This is a genomic window from Dyella sp. Tek66A03, assembly GCF_052567735.1.
The window spans coordinates 1,866,939-1,884,614 of sequence record NZ_CP199584.1 but is presented as its reverse complement, the minus strand read 5'-3'; the positions used below and the strand labels follow the sequence as shown (position 1 = coordinate 1,884,614).

At 65.4% G+C, this 17,676-nt stretch carries 5 protein-coding genes; all 5 read left to right on the top strand.

Annotated features, from left to right (window positions below):
* Window positions 1–195 precede the first annotated feature (195 nt).
* Window positions 196–915, top strand: coding sequence for a hypothetical protein (locus tag ACT01B_RS08370; protein WP_445146898.1), 720 nt, complete (start codon window positions 196–198; stop codon window positions 913–915).
* 78 nt (window positions 916–993) lie between these two features.
* Complete coding sequence (locus ACT01B_RS08365; protein ID WP_445146897.1) at window positions 994–1,932, top strand: cupin-like domain-containing protein; 939 nt, start codon at window positions 994–996, stop codon at window positions 1,930–1,932.
* A gap of 1,035 nt (window positions 1,933–2,967) precedes the next feature.
* A complete protein-coding gene (locus tag ACT01B_RS08360; protein ID WP_445146896.1) occupies window positions 2,968–3,885 on the top strand; it encodes a cupin-like domain-containing protein in 918 nt (305 codons plus the stop codon).
* Between the two features lie 51 nt (window positions 3,886–3,936).
* The gene (locus ACT01B_RS08355; protein ID WP_445146895.1) at window positions 3,937–11,220 is read left to right on the top strand and encodes a hybrid non-ribosomal peptide synthetase/type I polyketide synthase; all 7,284 of its coding nucleotides are present in this window, start codon (window positions 3,937–3,939) and stop codon (window positions 11,218–11,220) included.
* Complete coding sequence (locus ACT01B_RS08350) at window positions 11,217–17,651, top strand: amino acid adenylation domain-containing protein (protein ID WP_445146894.1); 6,435 nt, start codon at window positions 11,217–11,219, stop codon at window positions 17,649–17,651. Before ACT01B_RS08355 ends, ACT01B_RS08350 begins: the two co-directional genes overlap by 4 nt.
* The last annotated feature ends 25 nt before the right edge of the window (window positions 17,652–17,676 follow it).

Sequence of the window (17,676 nt, the reverse complement as noted above, 5' to 3'; positions counted from 1 at the left end):
CCTGTCGGCGTTTCCACCATGCCAGAGAGGGTCGGCTTCTTCACGCAGAACCAGCCGCGACGAATGACCCTTCAGCACAAAACATTCTTGACATAGTGTGATGTGCTTCGCAATATCTCTTTCCCAATAGACGGAGGGGAGCGCATCATGCACGGCCGTCGAAACCGCGTTGCTGCCTCATGCCGGCAAGCCACCATGGCAGCCCTGCTGATCGCGGGTGCCGGCGCGACCCAGGCGTCAGACACTGCTCCCGCCGTGCAAGCCGTGCCATCGCTCGGTGCCCATGCCCTGCTGACCCATTCCGAGGGCATGGGGGTGTCACCTGCCATCACCTCACCGATCGACACGCAATCCACCGGCAGCTCGCTGATCGTGCTCAACGGCGGCTATGCGGGAAACGCCGACAAGCCCGTCGACAGCTACGCCAATCGCTGGAAGCGTGTTGGCGACACCGTGGTCTACAACGGTTACAGCGGCGCGTTCACTGTCTCTGCCTACACCGCAGTCTCCGCCAAAGGTGGCGCAGGACACACGGTCAGCATTGCCAAGCGCGCCAATCCCGCCGGCGAGATCTCGGTGCCGTTTATCGAGGTCATGCATGCCGGCGTGCTGCAGGACATGGCGCAGAACTACCCTGCCCCAGGTCTCGTACTCACCAGTGGCAACGTCACCACCACGGGACCGGCAACCCTGGTGGCCGTCTGGTGGGGGGATGCCGGCGTCAAGCGCATGACGACGCGTCCGGACCACGAATTCACCCTGATCGACAGCTACCTGACCCTGCCGGACAACAGCGGCGTGCAAGTCGCCGTCGCCTACCGGCAGGTGGCATCGGCAGGTACCTATAACGTCAGTTGGATTGGCTCGCCGATCCAGGGCGCCATACTTTGGCTATTCGCATTCCAGGCCAAATAGGCCGGCGGCGCCGAGTGGATGGTGTCGACGCTGGATAGTGACTTAGCGACACGCTGGTTGATTTCATAGGGGACGACCATGGTGGGCCAATTCATCTCGCCAGCCGGCTATGCCGACATCCTGGACCGTGCTCGCGCGAAAGAAATGCCGCTACTGGCACTGGCGCCCGAAACGCTCCGCACCGATTACAACCGCAAGCCATTCCTGGTCGGACATGACCTGCTCGAGGTATCGCTATTCGACCTCGACCCGCTCTTTGCGCTTTGCCGTCGGCTGCCTGCGGAGCAGATTCTCTATCGCGTCGGAAAGATCCCGGGCGACACGCCGCTTGACTCATCGTATGACGATTACAAGCAGGGTCTCACGCTCGAAGACGTGCTGCAGCATTTCGAGGAGAGACAGGCCTATATCTGCATCAACAACCCCGAGCGCGACGCCACCTACCAGCCCTTGATCGAAGGGTTGCTGGGCGAAATCGCCGCACAGACCGATCCGCTCGACCCGATCATGAGCTGGTATTCCTCATACATCTTCATTTCCGCCCGCGATTCGGTGACGCCGTATCACATGGACCGCGAGATGAACTTCCTGTTGCAGATCCGCGGCCATAAGACGGTGTACCTGTGGGACCAGGACGACGATGAGATCATGAGCTCCGAGGAAAAGGATCGTCTGCTCTCACGCATCGGTGATCGCCCGACTTACCAGCCGTCGTTCGAGTCGAAGGCCCTGGCTTTCGAGCTGCGACCCGGCACCGGCGTGCACCATCCGTTTATCGCACCGCATCGCGTGCACACCGGCGCGGAACTCTCCGTGTCGCTGGCGCTGACCTACCGCACGCGGCAATCGGACATGTGGACCGACGCGCACCGCTTCAACGCGCGCATGCGGGGGTTGGGGCTGCGGCCTGCGCCGGTGGGGCGCCATGCCTGGCTGGATCGCGCCAAATGTGGCTTGGCCCGTACCGGGCAGCGGCTGCATCGCATGCTGGGGACGACGCAGCACGATGCTGCCTGAGAGCCTGCTCTTTCAAATTGCTGGGGCAGCTTGCCGCCTACGCAGCTGGCGTGTCGATCGCCTGCTGGAGACTGGGGCTCACTCCCGTCTGGGCGACCCGAAGGTCGTCCCTGCAGCAGAGAAGGTGGGGTGACGGGTGGGTGCTTGCTTTCGCGTGACAATCGGGCGCTATCGCCAGCGTGCCGCTTACGCAGCGGGCGTTTCGACCGCCTGCCGGCGGCCGAGTCACTTTTCTTTGCTGGCTCAAAGAAAAGTAACCCAAAGAAAGCGCCTGACGAGCTGGCAGCATTGCGTGGGATAGAAGCGTCTGCAGGTCTGCTCGACCTGATTAGTAGCGACCCTCAGGTTACACACAGTCGCTACCCCGCAACGCGCCTCAGCGGTGAGGACTTAAAGCAGACTTGGCCAAAGGTCGAGAGGTTGGTCGTATCTATACCTAAACGACTACCAAACCGATCGGGCCTTAAGCCCTCTGCGCGAAGGCGCGTTGCGGTGTAGCCGCTGTGTGTAGGCCGTGGGCCGCCACTAGTTCGGCTTGCCGTACCCGTCAGGCTCGCATCCCACGCAATGCTATGAGCTTCAAAGGCCATTTCTTTGGGTTACTTTTCTTTGGGCCAGCAAAGAAAAGTGACTCGAGCGCCGGCAGGCGATCGAAACGCCCGCCGCGTAGGCGGCACGCTGGCGCCAACACCTGGTTGTCGCCCAAACATCGCCTAGTCGCGAGCACCCGCCCCTCATCCCAACCTTCTCCCCGAAGGGAAGAAGGAGCAGGAGCGCGAGCTGGTCGAAACGCCTGCTTCGTGCCACCGGGGCTTCCCGCTTCGAGTCAAGGCATAGGCAGTAGGGAATAGGAGCAGGAATAGCCGGGATGGGCTAGGGAAAAGCCCACGCGTTCGGCCGACAATCACAGGAAATCCACGATGTCGGCCGCGCTTCGTGCCTGTGTCACAGGGCCGCAGGCACTGCGTATCCAAGCCAAGGGGGCTCGCGCTCCGACACCAGTAACGACCACACCGCGCTGGGGAGGTGTCATCCATGTACGCCAACGCTACTGCGTTAATCGATATGGATTGGGCGTCATTCGATCCATGGCGACCGCAAGCGGTGCGCCATCGGCTCACTGAACATCCCCTGCTGCAGCCCGATCAACTGGTGGCCTTGGGCAAGCGCTTCCAGGGCACCACCCACCTGTTCACCTTCAACAACCATGCCGGCGCCGACGCGAACTTCGACGAGGTCGCACGCATGTACCCGAACCGCCGGTCGGTGACCGAGACGCTGCAGCAGATCAACTCTGCCAAGGCCTGGATGCTGCTTCGCCACGTGCAGGCCGACCCGGCCTATCGGGATCTGATCAACACCGCACTGGACCCGATCCAACCCACGATCGAACGCATGGACCCGGGCATGTATTACCGCGCCGGCTGGATTTTCGTTGCTTCACCACACACGACGACGCCTTTCCACATCGACCGCAACCACGGCATCCTGCTGCAGATACGTGGCACCAAGAAGGTGTACGTGTGGGATCAGGACGATATCGCGGTATGCAGCGAGCGCGCCCGCGATAGATTCCACTCCAGTCACAACCTGGACATGGTCAAGTGGCAAGAGGAATTTCGCGAACGTGCCCATGTGTTCGAAGTCGCTCCCGGCATGGGTGCGTATATCCCCATCACCAGCCCGCACATGGTGGAAACCGGCACCGAACCGTCCATCACCATCAGTCTCACCTACAGCACCCGCGCCACGCGCCACAACGCGATGGAGCATGTGCTGCACGATCTGCTGCGCCGCCATGGCGTGTCGCCACCCGCCGTAGGTAAACACAAGCTCCTCGACGAGCTCACCTACATGAGTGCGTCTGCCCTGATCGCTATGCGCGGCGTGGGCAGTCGACCGCCCGCGTGCCCATCGTTGGCGCGCAAGACCGCTTTTGCCGTAGCCGATTGAGTCGCCCCACCGCCGCCAGCGCACGCCGATGACATCAACACAGTGAATGCCATGGATACCAACAGGGACGCCACCGGGGAAGACGGAATCGCCGCCATGCGGCTATTTGATGTGCTTCCTTGTCCGCACGGCAGCGCAGCCAGCGACTGGCTGCGCCGCACTTATGCCTTGGGTGACGATTATCCGACCCCGATCGGTCCCGTGGTCGCGTTGTGCGCGGCGCTTGCGTTGACGGAGTCGCGTCTTACCGGTGCAGGCGTCATCGTCAGCAACGTATCCACCGCCCATGGCGCTTACCAGGTAAGCATCAGGGTTCCGCGCGATATGCGCCGAAATGCGTGGATGGAAGAAGTAGCCAATACGCTGGCCGACGCCTCCCTGCCCGCCGCTCCCGCTGCCTGGCAGGTGCTTCACGATGATGGTATCGATGAGAAATCCGAAGCGAACGCGTTCAGTCGCTGGCGCCTGCGGAGCACCCCTTCGGCGCATTTGGACGTCGCGTTCCGTTCGCCCTTCGACAGCAACGCCATCGATCTGTTTGCGGGCTGCGTAAGGCGTGCGCTGACCGCGCTGCTTGCTGCGGACGATGTGCCCCTGGCATCCATCGACGTGATCGACCCGGCCGAGCGCGATCGTCTGGTGCACGAATGGAATGCAACGGCCAGGCCGCGCCGCGCTGAAGATACCGTGCCTGGCCTGTTCGCCGACGTGGCCAGGCAATACCCAAACCGGGTCGCCGTGGAGGCCGCCGACGCTACGCTCTCCTACATCGATCTCGATGCGCGAGCGAATCGCGCGGCAGCCGGGCTGGTCGCTGCCGGCGTGAAGGCGGGGGCCACCGTCGCGCTCCTGCTGGATCGCTCGGCAGAAGCGATCGCCGTCATTCTCGGCATCCTCAAAGCGGGCGCCGCGTACCTTCCGCTGGATGCAAGTCATCCCGCGGAGCGCCTGGCGTTCACCATCAACGACGCGAAGGCGGCCCTGGTCGTCGCCCCGGCCGGCATGCCGGCCTTGCCCGGCATCGACGCAGCAACGGTCACGGCCGCGCAGCTTGAAGCAAGCACATCGACGACTACCCTGCCGTCGCAGGATGGGGAATCGCTCGCCTATGTGATGTACACGTCGGGCTCCACCGGCACCCCGAAGGGTGCGCAAATCATGCACCGTTCGATCATCCGCCTGGTGCGCGACGTGAGCTATGTCCAATTCGGCGATGCGCCCCGGCTGCTGCATGCCGCCCCGCTCGGCTTCGATGCATCGACGCTGGAAATATGGGGTGCGCTGCTCAATGGCGGCACCTGCATCGTGCACGCCGAGCGCATACCTACCGGCTGCGGCCTGAACCGCACCATCCAGCGGCATGACGCGCACATCGCGTGGCTCACCGCGGCCTTGTTCAACGCCATCGTCGATGACGATGCCAGCCGCCTGCGTGGACTGCGGCAACTCCTGATTGGCGGCGAGGCCTTGTCGGTACCGCATGTACTCAAGGCGTACGCCGCGCTGCCCGACGTGGCCATCATCAACGGCTACGGCCCCACCGAATGCACCACGTTTTCCGCCACCTACCCGATACCCCGCGCGTTCGATGCGCAGGCGCGCTCCGTACCCATCGGCAGCCCCATCGCCGATACCAGCTTGCACGTGCTCAATGCGCAGGGCGAGCTCGTTCCCGTCGGCGTCGCCGGTGAGTTGTATATCGGCGGCATCGGACTGGCGCGCGGCTATCTGGAACGCCCGGAGCTGACCGCGGAGCGTTTCGTGCCTGATCCGTTTGGTGCGCCCGGTGATCGCCTCTACCGCACCGGCGACCTGGTGCGCTGGTTGCCGCAAGGCGTGGTGGAATTCCTTGGCCGTGCCGACAACCAGGTCAAGATTCGCGGCTTCCGCATCGAGCTCGGTGAGATCGAAGCCGCCTTGCAACGCACGCCAGGTGTGCGTGCCGGCGCCGTGCTGGCGCGCGAGGATCGGCCGGGTCAGAAGCGCCTGGTGGCGTACTACGTCGCCGCTGACGCCGCCGTTACCGCGCGCCACCTGCGCGAACAACTCGCGCGCAACCTGCCCGAGTTCATGGTGCCGGCCATTTATCTGCGGCTGGAGCGCTTCCCCGTAACCCCGAATGGCAAGCTCGATCGCCGCGCGCTGCCAGCGCCCGACGGTAGCCGCCCCGAATTGGCCGACGCCTACCTGCCCGCTGTCGGTCCGCTGGAACAACAGCTTTGCCAGCTTTTTGCCGACCTGCTTGGCCTGGACCAGGTCGGGCGCCACGACAACTTCTTCGATCTCGGCGGCAATTCGCTGCTGGCCGTACGTACATTGGCGCGCATCCACGCCGAACTTTCGGATCGGCCCACGGTTGCCGCCTTCTTCGGTGATCCCACGCCCGCCGCCCTGGCTGCGCTGGTCGAAGGTCGCGACACCCGCTCTGCGCTCGCCTCGCGCATTGCTCGCGGCCGTCATCCGGACAGTGGCGAACCGATCGCCATCATCGCCATGGCCGGTCGTTTCCCCGGTGCGGGCGACGTGGAGACGTTCTGGCAAAACCTCTGCGACGGCCGCGAGTCGATCACCTATTTCAGCGCCGACCAGCTCGATCCCGGCGTACCTGCCGCCGATCGCAATGATCCCGCCTACGTCGCTGCGCGCGGCGTGATCGACGGTGTCGAGGACTTCGACGCGCCCTTCTTCGGCATGTCGCCGCGCGAGGCCGAGCTGACCGATCCGCAGCAGCGCATCTTCCTGGAACTGTGCTGGGAATGCATGGAGCGCGGCGGTTACGTGCCCGACGCGCACGAGGTGCCAGTCGGCATGTTTGGCGGCATGCACAACGCCACCTACTTCCAGCGCCATCTGAGCAGCCGGCCCGACCTGATCGAGAAGCTGGGTGCGTTCCAGGTGATGCTCGGCAACGAGAAGGACTACCTGGCCACGCGCGTCGCGCACAAGCTCAACTTGACCGGCCCGGCGATCAGCATGAACACCGCCTGCTCGACCTCGCTGGTGGCAATCTGCCAGGCCACGGCTGCGCTGCGCGCAGGGCAATGCGACATGGCGCTGGCCGGCGGCTCGTCCATCACCTGTCCGCCGCGCAGTGGCTATCTCTCGCAGGAAGGCTCGATGTTGTCGCCGGATGGGCACACCCGCACGTTCGACGCGGACGCCAAGGGCACAGTGTTCAGCGACGGCTCCGCGGTCCTTCTGCTGAAGCGCCTTAGCGACGCCGAGCGTGACGGCGACGACATCATCGCGCTGGTGCGCGGTATCGCCATCAACAACGATGGCGGCCTCAAGGCCAGCTTCACCGCGCCCAGCAGTGCCGGTCAGGCCGCGGTGATCACCATGGCGCTGGCCGATGCCGGTGTCGACGCGCGCTCGATCTCGTATGTGGAAGCCCATGGCACGGCGACACCCCTGGGCGACCCGATCGAGATCGAAGGGCTTACCGCAGCCTTCCGCCAAAGCACCGACGAACGCGGCTTCTGTGCGATCGGCTCGGTAAAGAGCAACGTGGGGCACTTGGTCATGGCCGCGGGCGCGACCGGCGTCATCAAGACCGCGCTGTCACTGCACGAGCGCGTCTTGCCGCCTTCGCTACATTTTCGCGCTACCAATCCCAAGGTCGACTTCGCCGGCTCGCCGTTCGTGGTGAACGACACGCTGCGCAACTGGCCAAGCAGCGGCGCACCGCTGCGTGCCGGCGTCAGTTCGTTCGGCGTGGGCGGCACCAATGCGCATGTGATCCTGGAAGAAGCACCGCCCGTGCCCCCCTCGGAAGAGGCCGATGGCCCGCAATTGCTGCTGCTTTCGGCGCGTTCCGGCGCCGCGGTCGCGCATGCCGCCACCCGCCTGGGCGAACACCTCGCGACGCATCCGGGCGCCAACCTCGCCGATGTCGCCCACACCTTGCTGCACGGACGCAAGGCTTTCCAGCAGCGCCTGCACGTCGTCGCCAACCCCGCCGAGGACGTCGTCGCCCGGCTGCAACAGGCGGCCTCCGCCTCCCCGCGCGCGGCATCCAGCCAGCCTCCTGGCGTGATCTTCATGTTCCCCGGCCAGGGCTCGCAATACGCCGGCATGGGCCGCGCGCTGTACGAGACCGAGCCGGCGTTTCGTGTCGCCATCGACGAATGTGCGCAGGCGCTGTGTGACGAGCTTCCGTTTGATCTGCGCGAACGGCTGTTCGCCGATGATGCGGATGCGCTCCGCGAAACCTCGCTGACCCAGCCGGCGACGTTCGCCATCGAATACGCGCTGGCGAAACTCTGGATGAGCATGGAGGTTCGTCCGGTCGCCATGATCGGCCACAGCGTCGGCGAATTCGTGGCTGCGGTGCTGGCCGACGTGATGAGCCTCGCCGACGGCGCACGCCTGGTGGCGCGCCGCGGCCGACTGATGCAGGCACTGCCGCCTGGATCGATGCTTTCCGTGCGCATGGATGCCGCACAGTTGGTTCAGCGACTGCCGGCCGCCTTGCAGATGGCCGCCGAAAACGCGCCGAACGCCTGCGTGGTCAGCGGCAACTCCGACGACATCGAGCGCTTCCGCGCCGCGCTGGAAGCCGACAGCATTGCCTGCCGCCTGCTGCAGACCTCGCACGCCTTCCACTCGGCGATGATGGAACAGGCGCTGGAACCGTTTCGGCAGGAAGTGGCCAAAGTGTCGCTGTCGGCACCGCGCATCCCTATCGTCTCCACGCTGACCGGCGACGCACTCGGCGACGATGACGCGAGGTCGTTCGAGTACTGGACGCGGCATCTTCGCGGCACGGTGCGCTTCTCGTCGGCCCTGCTGACCCAGCTGGCACAGCCGCAGCAGGTGCTGCTCGAAATTGGGCCACGCACGGCGCTGACCACGCTCGCGCGGCAACATCCGCAGAGCCGCGCGCATATGGTCGTGCCCTCGCTCGCCGACGCGCCCGACAACGAGCGCAGCGCGTGGCTCGATGCCATAGGCCAGCTGTGGTGCGCTGGTGCCGTCGTCGACGTAGCAAAGCTCGACCGTCGACAGCGCCGCCTGCGCGTGCGCCTGCCGACTTATCCGTTTGAGCGCAAACGCCATTGGGTTGATGTGGGGACCGCCGCAGCGACCGCCATGACGACACCTGTGGCCGTCGAACCTGCCGTAGCGAACGTCATTCCACTGTTCACCACGCCACTTGCACCTGCCGCGGAGAGTTCCATGGATGTCAACCTCACCGGCGCGATGGCCGGCTCTGCACGCCACACCCGCCTGATCGGCCAGCTCACCGAGTTGTTCGAGGACGTGTCGGGCACCGAGCTGCAGGGTGCCGACCCGACCTCAGGCTTTGTCGAGCTCGGTCTGGATTCGCTGGCTCTCACCCAGGTTGCTCTGCAATTGCAGAAAACCTTCGCGCTCAAGATCACGTTCCGCGAATTGATGGAGTCGTTTTCCACCTTCGAGCGTCTCGCCATGCATATCGATCAATTGTTGCCGCCGGATACCAGCGCACCGGCCGTGCCCTTGCCTGCGGCAGCTGCCGCCACCGTCATCGCCACACCGGCCGCCATGGGCATCCAGGCAGTGGCAAGCGGCAACGTGATGCAGGACGTGATACAGCAGCAGATGCTGATCATGCAGCAGCAACTCGCGCTGCTCGCTGCCGCCGCCTCTGGCGCACCCATGGCGGCGGCAGCCGTCGCCGCGCCCCTGCCCGCGTCCCTGCCGGCGCAAACCGTGGTGGCGGTTGCACCGTCCGGCACGCCAGCGGCGCAGACCAGGCCGGCCGTGGCACCCGTCCAGGACGAAGACGCTGCGCTCGCGCATACCACCTACGACGTCAAGAAAGCCTTTGGCGCGATCGCGCGCATTCATTCCACCCATACGGAACTGACCGAGCGCCAGCGCGCCCGGCTCGACGCCTTCATGCGCCGCTATATCGACCGCACCCGCGCGTCCAAGGAATACACCCAGCGCCATCGCGACCATCTCGCCGATCCGCGCGTCGTCAACGGCTTCCGACCGCTATTGAAGGAAATGATCTACCAGATCGTGGTCAACCGCTCCAAGGGATCCAAGGTATGGGATCTCGACGGCAACGAGTACGTCGATGCACTCAACGGCTTCGGCATGAATCTGTTCGGCTGGCAGCCGGAGTTCGTGATCGATGCCGTGCGCCGGCAGCTCGATGCCGGTTACGAGATAGGGCCGCAACATCCGCTCGCCGGCGAAGTCGCCGAGCAAATCTGCGAGATCACCGGATTCGATCGCGCCGCGCTGTGCAACACCGGCTCCGAAGCCGTGATGGGTACGGTGCGCATTGCGCGTACGGTGACCGGACGCGACACGCTGGTGATCTTTACCGGCTCCTACCACGGCATCTTCGATGAAGTGATCGTGCGCGGCACCAAGAAGCTGCGCTCGGTGCCGGCCGCGCCGGGCATCCTGCGCAATACCTCGGAGAACGTGCTGGTGCTGGACTACGGCACGCCCGAGTCGCTGGCCATCATTCGCGAGCGTGCTTCCACTATCGCCGCCGTGCTTGTCGAGCCGGTACAGAGCCGCCGTCCCGATTTCCAGCCGCGCGATTTCCTCAAGGAGCTGCGCGCCATCACCGCCGATGCCGGCGCCTTGCTGATCTTCGATGAAGTGGTCACCGGCTTTCGCGCACACCCGCGCGGCGCCCAGGCCGTGCTCGGCATCGATGCGGACCTGGCCTCCTACGGCAAGGTCGTTGGCGGCGGCTTCCCGATCGGCGTGATCGCCGGCAAGCGTCGCTACATGGATGCGTTGGACGGTGGCGGCTGGCAGTACGGCGACGCCTCGATTCCCACCGTGGGCGTGACCTATTTTGCCGGCACCTTCGTGCGCCACCCGCTCGCCCTGGCTGCCGCGCATGCCGTGCTCGATCACCTCAAGACCGCCGGGCCCGCGCTGCAGGAGCGGCTCAATGCCCGCACGGGCTTGCTGATGGATGAGCTCAACGCGTTCTGCGCCGGCGTGGGTGCGCCGATCAAGCTGGTGCATTTCGCCTCGGTGTGGAAGACCGGCTTTACCGAAGACCACCCGCTGCAGGATCTGCTGTTCGCCATGATGCGCAGCCGCGGCGTACACGTGCTGGATAACTTCCCCTGCTTCTTCACCACCGCGCATACGGAACAGGACTTCGTGGCCATCGCCAAGGCCTTCAAGGAATCCGTGCTGGAGATGCAGGAAGCCGAGTTCCTGCCGCGCCGCAAGAACGTCGAGGCGTTGGCCTTCGACGCCAGCCGGCCGCCGGTCAGCGGCGCGCGCCTGGGCAAGGACCCGGACGGCAACCCTGCCTGGTTCGTGCCCAATCCGGACGCGCCAGGCAAGTTCATGAGGGTCAACGCATGAGTCCGAACGACACGACAGCCGCCCCGGTCGCCGTCGACTACGATCCGTTTGCCGGCGCCGCGCTTGCGCGCGTGACACCCACGCTGGAAAGCCAGCGCGAAATCTGGCTGGCCAGCAAGCTCGAAGCCGAGGCCTCGCTGGCCTACAACGAGTCCATCTCGCTGCGCCTTCGCGGTACGCTCGACGTGCCGGCCTTGCAGGTTGCCCTGCAGCACCTGGTCGATCGCCACGAGGCGCTGCGGGCCACCCTGAGCGCCGAGGGCGAAGAGCTCTATATCGCCGCGCAGCTCGCCATCGCATGCCCTTTGCGCGACCTGTCCGGACTTGCCGCCGCCGAGCGCGAGGCGGACGTTGCCAACACCTTGCACAACGTCGTCACCACCCCGTTCGATCTTGAGAACGGCCCCCTGGTGCGGGCGGAGCTACTGCGACTCGGCCCGCAGGAGCACCTGCTGGTGTTCACGGCGCATCACATCATCTGCGATGGCTGGTCGTTCGGCGTGATCGTGCGCGATCTCGCCGCGCTGTATGCGCAACAGACCGGCCAAGGCGACGGCGCAGGTCCGGTCGATGGCTTCACCGATTTCGCGCTGGCCGAGGCGAGCCGCGCCAATACCGACGAAGGCCAGGCCGCCGAACACTATTGGCTGAAGCAATTCAGCGCTGCGAGTTCGTCACTCGATCTGCCCACCGACCGCCCTCGTCCACGTCGACGCACGTTTGCTTCCAAGCGCGAGGACTATACGCTGGATGCTTCCCTGGTCGCCGACATCAAGCGCATGGGCGCGCAGCGCGGCGCCAGCCTCTACGCCACCCTGCTGGCGGGGTTCGGCCTGTTGCTGCAGCGGCTGAGCGGCCAGGACGACGTGGTGATCGGCATTCCATCGGCCGGACAGGCGGTGGGTGGCCACGACGCCCTGGTCGGCCACTGCGTCAACGTACTGCCACTGCGCGTGGCGATGGATCGCGCGGCGCCGTTTTCGAGTGGTCTGCGTCAAGTGCGCGGTGATTTGCTGGATGCCTTCGAGCACCAGCAATACACGCTCGGCAGCCTGCTTGCGCGTCTAGCGCTCCCGCGTGATCCCAGTCGGCTGCCCCTGGTCAGCGTACTGTTCAACCTGGATCAGGCGCTGGACGAACGGACGCTGTCGTTTCCTGGTCTCGAGTTCGACTTCTCCGGCAACCCGCGCGCGTTCGAGAACTTCGAGCTGTTCGTCAATGCGGTGCAGGTGGCGGGCGGCGTGCGACTGGAATGCCAGTACAACAGCGACCTGTTCCGTGGCGAAACCATTCACGGCTGGCTCGATGCGTACGAAAGCCTGTTACGCCATGCAGTCGCCGGACCTGATGCTGCCGCAGGCTCCCTGGGGCTGATCTCCGCCCACGCGCAGCTCGACTTGGTGGCGCTGCAGCCGGCACCGACAGCCTACCCCGAGGCGCAGCTCGCGCATCAGTATTTCGAGGCGCAGGTGGATCGCGCACCGGGACGCTCGGCAGTCAGGCATGGCACCACCCGGCTGAGCTATGCGGAACTGGAAGCCCGCGCCAACCGCATCGCGCATGCGTTGCGTAAACGCGGCGTGGGCCGCGGTTCGTTGGTCGGGCTCTCCCTCACGCGCGGCACCGACATGGTCGCCGCCGTGCTGGCCGTACTCAAGTCGGGTGCGGGCTATGTGCCGTTGGACCCGTGTTTCCCCGCCGACCGGCTGGCTTTTATGGCCGACGATGCCGCGCTCGCCGCCCTGGTGGTGAACAACACGGCACCCGCCGCCTTCGATTTCCCCACCTCGCGCGTGCTGTCGCTAACGGCCGATGCCGCCGAGATCGAGAGTGCGAGTCCGCTGCGACCTGAGCCCGATGATCAAGCCGCCACGCCCGATTCCGTCGCCTACCTGATCTTCACCTCCGGCTCGACCGGCCGCCCCAAGGGCGTGCGCGTGCCCCATCGCACCACATCCAATTTCCTCACCAGCATGCAGCGTGTGCCGGGCATCGGCGAGAACGATCATCTCGTCGCCGTCACCACGCTGTCGTTCGACATCGCGTTTATGGAGTTGATGCTGCCGCTGAGCGTCGGCGCCGAAATCATCGTGGCCGACCACGACGATGTACGCGATGGTGCCGCCTTGCGCACCCTGGTCGAACGCAGCGACGCGACCATGATGCAGGCCACGCCCGCGGGTTGGCGCATCCTGGTGGAATCGGGCTGGAATGGTCGAGCGGATTTTCGCGCCGTATCCGGTGGCGAACCATTACCGCTCGATCTGGCCGAGGCCTTGCTGACGCGCTGCGGTGAAGTGTGGAACGGCTACGGCCCCACCGAGACTACGGTGTATTCCACCTATTGGCGTGTCGACCAACCACGTGACGGGATCTATATCGGGCGGCCGATCGCCAACACCAGCGTGCATATTCTCGACGAGCTGGGTGCGGCCTGCCCGCTGGGCGTACCGGGCGAGATCTATATCGGCGGCGCGGGTGTTGCACTGGGCTATCTGAACCGACCGGAGCTCACGGCGGAACGCTTCCTTGCCGATCCCTTCGCAGGCGCGCCAGAAGCACGCATGTACCGCACCGGCGATCGCGGCCGCTGGCTGGCCCATGGTCAGCTCGAACACCTGGGCCGACTGGATTTCCAGGTCAAGGTGCGCGGTTACCGCATCGAACTGGGTGAAATTGAAGCCGTGCTTGCCGACGTTCCCGATGTCGCGCGTGCCGTCGTGATGGCACGCGAAGACCGCCCGGGTGATGTGCGCCTGGTGGCCTACGTAGTGCCGCGCCGAGATGCCGCCCAGGATGGTGCCACGCTGGACGAGGACAACTTGCGCGCCGCGATGAAGCGGCGCCTACCCGAATACATGCTGCCGCAGCACCTCATGCAGCTGGAGTCGGTACCGCTGCTGCCGAACGGCAAGATCGACCGCAAGGCCTTGCCCGCGCCGCCCGTTCAATCGGTCGCCGCGGGTACTGAGCGAGTCGCCCCGCGCAACGACACCGAGCAGCGCGTCGCCATAGCCATGGAAACCGTACTGGCGTTGCCGGAACTTGACGTGCGCGACAACTTCTTCGCACTCGGCGGTCATTCGCTGCTGGCCGCGCAGCTTACCGCGCGGCTCAATCGCGACTTCGGCATAGCGCTGTCGTTCCGTACCTTGTTTGACGCGCCTACCATCGAGAGCGTGGCCGCTGCCATCGACAGCCAGCTCGCCAGCGGCGCTACCACGACGGTTGCGCCCATCCTACGCCGCCCCGAACAGGACCGCGCACCGCTGTCCCTGATGCAAAAACGCCTGTGGGCACTGGAAGAGCTGCAACCTGGACGCGTCACCTATAACGCGCCTTCGGCACACCGCTTGCGTGGGCGTCTCGATGAGGCCGCGTTTGAACGGGCCCTGCAGGAGCTTACGCAGCGCCAGCCGATCATGCGCACGGCCTTTCGCCACAGCGGCCCCGACCTCGAGCAGATCGTCGAAGCACACGTCGATACCCGCCTATTCCCCGCCGAGGATCTCTCCGCGCTGCCGGACGACGAGCGCGATCGCGTGCTGATGCAGCGCCTGCAGACGCTCACCGACACTCCCTTCGAACTCACTCGCGCGCCCTTGTTCAGTGCGCGCATGTTCCGGCTGGGCGAAGACGACCATGTGTTCTTCTTCATGCCGCACCACATCATCTGGGACGGCTGGTCGTTCGACATCCTGTATGCAGAACTTTCCCAGCTGTACCGAGCGTTCGCGGAAGGTTCCCCCTCGCCGTTGGCGCCGCTGCCGGTTAGCTACGGCGACTTCGCCGCCTGGCATGCACAATGGCTGGACAGCGAACCCTTCCAGTCGCAGCTCGCCTACTGGCGCGAGCGCCTGACCAGGGTGGAGGAAACCCGCGCGCTGCCCACCGACCACGCCCGGCGCCCAGGCATGTCCGGCGTCGGCCGTACCGAATGGATACGCGTGCCACGAGAGGCAACCGACGCCATGCACGGCGTCGCCCGCCAGGCCGACGCCACGCTCAACATGACCTTGCTGGCGCTGTACTACGTCTTGCTCAGCGGCATGACGGGTGAACAGCATTTGGTGATCGGCACGCCGGTGCGCGGCCGCAACCAGACGGAAGTCGAGTCGGTCATGGGTTACTTCAACAACCTGTTGCCGCTCCACGTCACCGTGGATCCGTCGCTGTCGTTCCTCGACTTCGTGCGGAAGGTGCGTAGCACGGCCATCGAAAGCTTCGGCTATCCCGATGTGCCACTGGAATATCTGCAGCGCGAATTGCGCAGCGGTCATGGCAATGGCGCCGTGATGTACCAGGCGCTGTTCTCGTTCCAGGACGCGCGCCAGCGCATCGTGGACTGGGGCGGCCTCAGCCACGAGCAGATCCTGCTGTTCCAGAGCGGTGCCACCGAAGACCTGGGCCTGTGGTTCCTGGAAAACAACCAAGGCATGCTCGGCGGCGTCACCTACAACGCCGACATCCTGCAAGGCGATACCGCGCGCCTCCTGCGAGACCGCTATCTCGCGCTGATGGCCCGGGTCAGCGAGGACCCGGTGCAGTCGATCGACTCACTCAACGCCATCAGCGCCGCCGAGCTGGAGCAGCTGCAGCAGTGGAACACCGCACCGGCATCGCCGTCCGCGGCAGACAACGTGGTCGCACTGTTTGAGGCCCAAGTAGACCGCACGCCGGACCAGACTGCCGTGCACGCCGGTAGCTGGGGTACGCCCTATGCGGAGCTCGAACAACGCGCCAATCGCATCGCCGCCTGCCTTCGTCAACGCGGTATCGGCGCTGGTATTACCGTGGGACTTTGCGTGGAACCGGGCCTCAACCGCGTGGCGAGCATGCTTGGCATCCTCAAGGCGGGCGGTAGCTGCGTGTTGCTCGACCCGACGGAGCCGGTCGCCCGCTTGCACGACATCATCATCGACGCCGAGGTCGATCTGCTGGTGGGTGAGGCTGCCCTGGAAGCAACCCTGGGCTGGCCGCGCATGAAGGCGCTGTGGCTCGATGCGGATACCAGCGAAATCATCACCGCGTCCAGCGAACGCAACGAAGCGGCCGGCCTATCCCCGGACGCCGTGGCATTCGCCATCTATGGGCGAGGTTCGACCGGCCAGCCGCAGGGCACGGCGATCACCCACGGTGCGCTCGCCCGACTCTTGAATGGACTCAAGGACGCGTTGGGCATGATGGCTGGCGATCGCGTGCTGGGCACGGCTCCTTCGGTCACCGGCCTATCGATCATCGAGCGCCTGCTGCCGCTATGCCATGGCGCGACCTTCGTCCTTGGCAGTCCGCACGACGCGATCGATGGCGCGGCTCTCGGCGAGCTGGTGCAGGACAGCAGTGCCGATGTGATGTTCGCCACCTCCATCACCTGGCAGTCGCTGCTCGCCACGGGCTGGCCGGGTAACCCGCAGCTCAAGGCCGTGTGCTTTGGCGACGTGCCCAGTCCAGAACTCGTCACGACGCTGGTCGCGCGGTGTGCCGGGCTTTGGACCCTGTTTGGTACCGACGACGGCGCACTGGTGGCGAGCGCTGGTGCCGTCAAGTGCGCGAGCGACAGCGTCCACAGCGGACGTCCGCTGGCCGGTGCCCAGGTGTGGGTCCTAGACCACCAACAGCGTCCTTGCCCGGTTGGCGCCATCGGCGACATCGTGTTGGGCGGCGACGTACTCAGCCAGCCGTTCGGATGTCGCAGCAAGGCCGCGAACACGGGCTTCATATCCACGCCGCAGGCGCCATCGCCGCTCGTGCGGACAGGCTTCCGCGGGCGCTGGCTGGCCGACGGACATCTGCAGGCGATGGGTCGTCTCGATCGCCGCCTGCTCGTCGACGGATGGGATGTGGAGCCGACTGCGATCGAAGCGCGTCTGCTGGCCTTTGCCGGTGTGGCGCAGGCCATCGCCGTGACGCGGTCTGATGCTTCTGGCCGCCCCCAGATCGACGCCTACGTGGTCGCCGCCGCGAACGTCACGCTCGATCGCGACCGACTGCGCATCGCGCTGGGCAACACGCTGCCTGGCTACGCCATGCCGCGCCATCTGCACATTCTCGACGCGCTGCCGCTAACGGCCCGCGGTGACGTGGATACTTCCGCACTGCCGCTGCCGGACCATCATTCCGACGATCTCGCCACGCTCGCCATCCAGCCGAAGACGCCCGACGAACAGAGGCTCGCCGCCCTGTGGTGCGAGCTGCTGCATCTCACCCAGATACACACCAGCGACAACTTCTTCGACATCGGCGGGCATTCGCTGCTGGCGGTTGAAATGGCCGCGCGGGTGCAACGCGAGACCGGCGTGCGCCTGAATCTGCTGGATATTGCGAACGGCAGCTTGGGTACGCTGGCGGCGGAGCTGGGCGACGCACCAGCGCATCCGGAAAAGTCGGCACCACTGGGGCAGCGTCTGCGCAACTTGTTTGGACGACGCTGATATGTACACATCGGTTCGGGGGAGA

What these genes read in the sequence shown, in the direction of transcription:
- ACT01B_RS08370 (WP_445146898.1), top strand. Translation starts at nt 196, where the DNA reads ATGGCAGCCCTGCTGATCGCGGGTGCCGGCGCGACCCAGGCGTCAGAC.
- ACT01B_RS08365 (WP_445146897.1), top strand. Translation starts at nt 994, where the DNA reads ATGGTGGGCCAATTCATCTCGCCAGCCGGCTATGCCGACATCCTGGAC.
- ACT01B_RS08360 (WP_445146896.1), top strand. Translation starts at nt 2,968, where the DNA reads ATGTACGCCAACGCTACTGCGTTAATCGATATGGATTGGGCGTCATTC.
- ACT01B_RS08355 (WP_445146895.1), top strand. Translation starts at nt 3,937, where the DNA reads ATGGATACCAACAGGGACGCCACCGGGGAAGACGGAATCGCCGCCATG.
- ACT01B_RS08350 (WP_445146894.1), top strand. Translation starts at nt 11,217, where the DNA reads ATGAGTCCGAACGACACGACAGCCGCCCCGGTCGCCGTCGACTACGAT.